Source organism: Nocardioides immobilis, assembly GCF_003515065.1.
Lineage (GTDB): Bacteria > Actinomycetota > Actinomycetes > Propionibacteriales > Nocardioidaceae > Nocardioides > Nocardioides immobilis.
On record NZ_QXGH01000064.1, the window covers coordinates 1 to 4,272 of the forward strand.

Annotated in this window: 3 protein-coding genes; 1 reads left to right on the forward strand and 2 read right to left on the reverse strand. The window is 65.5% G+C overall.

The genetic code is table 11. The annotated features are described in order from the left end of the window. Positions 1-38: 38 nt before the first annotated feature. Positions 39-1,010 carry an SEC-C domain-containing protein gene (locus tag D0Z08_RS31490; protein ID WP_118929238.1) on the reverse strand — a complete coding sequence of 324 codons (972 nt, stop codon included), beginning with the start codon at positions 1,008-1,010 and terminating at the stop codon, positions 39-41. A 726-nt stretch (positions 1,011-1,736) separates the two neighbouring features. Here D0Z08_RS31490 and D0Z08_RS31495 point away from each other — a divergent pair. Further along, complete coding sequence (locus tag D0Z08_RS31495) at positions 1,737-2,303, forward strand: rolling circle replication-associated protein (protein ID WP_220454484.1); 567 nt, start codon at positions 1,737-1,739, stop codon at positions 2,301-2,303. Positions 2,304-2,831: 528 nt separating this feature from the next. Here the strand turns inward: D0Z08_RS31495 and D0Z08_RS31500 are convergent. Further along, on the reverse strand, positions 2,832-4,247 hold the full coding sequence (locus tag D0Z08_RS31500) for a recombinase family protein (RefSeq protein ID WP_118929239.1): 1,416 nt from the start codon (positions 4,245-4,247) through the stop codon (positions 2,832-2,834). Positions 4,248-4,272: the final 25 nt, after the last annotated feature.

Below are 4,272 nucleotides of genomic sequence, written 5' to 3' on the forward strand. Positions count from 1 at the left end.
AACTTGGTGACAAGTTCTTAAGACACCCAGCCGATTCTCTAATCAGGCCCGCCGAGAACGATGCTCGACCCACCGCGGCGCTTGACGCCGTGGCATCTGCGGTACTGGTTGCCGCTCCCGCAAGGGCACTTCTTCTTGCCGCTCACGGGCGGAACGAACGCGGGCGGATCGGTGGCTGAGCCGTAGGTCACCGAAGCGTCCCAAATCATCAGGCCACCTCCCCCGCGCTCAGGGCTGCGCAGGTCGTACCTGGCCGGCAAGTGGGCCGTGCTAGTCGCGACGGCGGTGTGGTGCTCCATCTCGGCTGACAACTGCGGATCGCTCGGGACGATCAGGCTGGAGCACTGCTCCCCCACGAGGTTCGAGCTCGCTTTGTCGGCTGCTGCTTGACGGACGATGTGGACCATCTTCGCTCGGAGTACCCGGCCACTCGCGCCAGCCCGCATGTGCTCTCGCAGGCCATCGATGTGCGGCCAGGAGAGGCCACCGGCGGCACCGGCGCCGACGGTAAAGCCCGTCGCCGAGCGGTCAATGCTAAGCGTGAACTCCGGCGTCGGCTCGCGGATCGCTAGGGGGCTCTGGCCCCTATCGGTGGGCGAATCCGTCACATCGCGCTCGTAGTTGCTAACGCGGGCGAACACCGGAGTCGGCACTCCCTGCACGCTGTACTGATAGCCAACGAACAGCAAGGTCAGTCGCGAGTGCTCCGGCTGTAGGCCGCGCAAGCGCTTGATGTCGCTCTCGGCCCGTAGTCGAACCTGCTCCAACACCGAGTCGAGGTCGTTGTATGACTTCGCGATATCGCCGAGGGCGTCGGGCAGCCAGAATCGGGTTCGAAAGGAGCCGAACTCAGCGAGCCCGGCATACGCAACCGCGACCCGTGCGTCATCGAACAGAGCAAGGCCAAGTTTGCCGGTCTCCTCGCTCCAAACTGTCGTGCCAGCGGTGGTTCGGCGGTCGGCAATCACTACAGCGGCGGTCCGCGTGGCAGCAGCAAGGATCAGCGTCATGGCCTGGTCAGCGTAAGACGAGGGTGCGACAGACGCAGAGCGATTTGCAGGCTCCGAGCCATGCGCGCGGGCGCGGCGTAGCCGCGCCCCTTCACTTGAAAGAAGCAACGTAACTCGTTCGTTCGCCACGCCGGTCTCCTGAGAGGCAAATCGGAAGGACCGGAGTCGGACCGCCCGCAAGCGCGCAGCGCGAGGACGGACCGGGCCGGTCCCGCCGGTTTGGAACCTGGGAGGCCACTGCGGGAACTGACGACACGTGACGATTTCCGGGAAAGTGTCGGCACCGGCGTGTACGTTTCGGGATCAAGATTCCTTATGGACCATCGGCACGGCAATGCAGAGGCAACCCATAAGTCCAGTGGCATGAGGACTCACCTGTAGGTGTGGACTGAGTAGGTCGCGGGTGCGATTCCCGGGCAGACCGGCTTTGAGCGCTCAGTCGGGGCAGGGCTTCATCAGCCTGCTCTTTGAGAGGTCCTCGCCTTGTCTACGCCCAAGGCGTTCGCTGATCCTCGCGACGCCGCACTTCTCCCACTCCGCAGTCCTGACGCGGGTTGGTATCTCACGCTGTACCCAGGTGCTGCCGAAGGTGGTGGCTGTTTGGTTCCGTCGCGGCGAAAGTCGGGCGGCGGGGTGCCCGGGTTGGCAGCTGACCCTGAGCGGTCGCGCGCCGAAGCCGCTCGTCGCGCCGGAGTAAAGGTCCGTCGGTACTGCGCAGCCAACGGGTTGGATCGGCTGGGCACGCTGACGTATGCCGGTGCTGGCTGCCACGATCCGATCCAGGTCCGCGCCGACGTCGGCTCGTTCTTCCGACACTTGCGGGCCACGCTTGGCGGTGCGCCATTTCCGTATCTGTGGGTACCGGAATGGCATCCCGGTGGGCATGGTCTGCACCTTCACTACGCGATGGGGCGCTACGTCCCGCGCGGTCAGATCGACCAGGCGTGGGGCCGTGGGCACGTGCACATTAAGCGGCTCAGCGGGGTACCCGCGACCGCGAGCGCTCTGCGCCAGGGGCGCGAGGCTGCCCGGTACCTGTCGAAGTACGTAACTAAAGGGTTCGCTTCCGGCGACCGGGCGTTAGGCCTGCATCGGTACGAAGTCGCTGAGGGATTCCAGCCGAAAGGGGTGCGGCTGATCGGGCGCACGTCTGGCGAGGTACTTGGCAAGGCGGTGGCGCTGATGGGCGGCGCGCCGGGTGCTCAGTGGTGGTCACAGAATGCGCCGGCCTGGGAAGGGCCGCCGGCGTATTGGTTCTCCTGGGATCGGTCACCGGCGGTGGTGGCGTCATGACGCCCGAGGCGCTCGCGGCGTGGGTGGCTGAATCATGCGCCGCTCAGGGGCTCGCGCTGAAGGTCACCGATCCGGCCACGTTACGCCGTATTGGGGTCCTGCTAACTGGCGCTGCGCCTGGCGCTGCGCACTGCTCCCGAGAGGGGGTGAAGAAGGATGGGGAACAGACGTAAGCCGCGGCACGTGCCGGGTACGGCTGCGCCGGTTGACTTCGCGATAGCGCAGCTCTTTCGTCGTGAGTGCAATCGGTGTGGAAGCAAGATGCTTCATTGGTTCACCGGCAATGAGGCACCGGCGGTCATGGGCTCGCGCGACGCTGGCGAGATTCTGGGTTGGATGCCGCGCAACGAACGCGCTCAGGCTGCTTGCTGGCGGTGCCTCACGTGCGGTCAGGCGGGTGCGTTCGGGGACGCTCACTTCGAGTAGGCGCGCGGTGGTGGTGGGGCTTCTCGGGTCGCCCCTTAGGGGCCCCAGCGGGCGAGGAACGAGCCCGTTGGGGAGGGGCGGGGCCCCACCACCGCCCCCAGGTCAGACGCGCCACTCGATCGTCACTCGCGACGGGTCAAGGCCTCTTGCGCCTGGTGTACCCGGGCCGATTGTCACAGCCGTGACTAAAGCGGTGATGATGGCCTGCTGGCGGGCCAAGTTCAGTTCGTGCCATGTCTCGCGGATGCTTTGCCCGGTAGTTGACAGGCTAGCGAGCGCGTCCGTTCGGGTGAGACTTGCTAGGCGGCGCTCAGCACCTTGCTGCTGTTGGACGATGCTGGCTCGCATCGACACGAACTCGCGCCGGCTTACCTCCCCTAACGCGTACATCTGGGCGAGTTCGTCCATTCGGTTCTGCGTGGCTTCGATGACGTCAGCAACCTCACGCGCGCGGTCGTCGGCCTCGGCCTGCGCGTTGATCGCCAGGGTCAACTCCGGAGTGTCGAGTCGGTACAGCACCGAGTCCGAGACGAGTACCTCGAGGGGTTCGGCGGTGATGAAGAGTCGTCCGCATCCACCGTGGTCTGGGCCTTTGAGACATCCGTAGCGACGGCGCCCATCGCGCGGGGTGGAGTAGAGACGGGCGCCACATTTGCCGCACCGGAGTAGGCCTCCGCTGAGCAGATACCGCTGCGGTGATCGTCGACCACTGCGCTTCCTGGTCGAGAATGCGGCCACAATGCGGCGGTGCTCGTCCTCGGTGACGATCGCGGGCCATGCTGCGGGACCGACGACCTGGCCTCGATGCTCCATCAGACCGGCGATCCTCGGGCTGGTGAGTATCTGGCGCACCGTAGTGGTACGCCACTCTCCGCCGCCGGTCGTCGGAACATCGGTGTCGGCAAGCCATTGGGTCAGGCTCTTCACGCTGTCTCCCGCAAGAAAGCGGCGCACGAGGTCGCGCACGATATCCGCCTCAACCGGCTCGATGTGGAGTTGATCCCGTGTATAGCCGAAGGGACGGCGCCCGCCGGTAACGGGCAATCCAGCGGCGGCGAGCTCCTCCTTCTTTCGACGGATGCGGCGGCTCTTGCTCGCGGATTCGTTGGCGGCGACCGCGCCCATGATGCGTGCAACGAGGATTCCATCGCCAGTGCCAAAGTCGGCGTTGCCGGTAACGCTACGAACATTGCTGCTGACTCCGGCACGGTCGGTGATCTGAAAGAACTCCTCCAACTCGATGGGCTGTCGGTGCAGGCGATCCTGATGCCACACGACAACCGCGTCGATCGCGCCAGCGTCAATGTCGGCTAACAGACGCTGATACTCCGGCCTGGGCTTCCCGCTGTAGGCCGACACATCGTTGTCCACGTACTCCTCAGCAACTGGCCAGCCGAGCCGGTCGGCCTCAGCGCGGCAGTCTCGCCGCTGACGGTCAACCCCGGCGCGCGTCTCGGCGGGGTCGCTAGAAATGCGGGCGTAGATTGCGGCTGCGCGCGGTGCTCCCATAGAGGGCATAATAAGGATTATTGGTGTTCGAGAC

Excerpts from the sequence above, each read along its gene's own strand:
- D0Z08_RS31490 (WP_118929238.1), bottom strand. The coding sequence starts at position 1,010 with ATGACGCTGATCCTTGCTGCTGCCACGCGGACCGCCGCTGTAGTGATT.
- D0Z08_RS31500 (WP_118929239.1), bottom strand. The coding sequence starts at position 4,247 with ATGCCCTCTATGGGAGCACCGCGCGCAGCCGCAATCTACGCCCGCATT.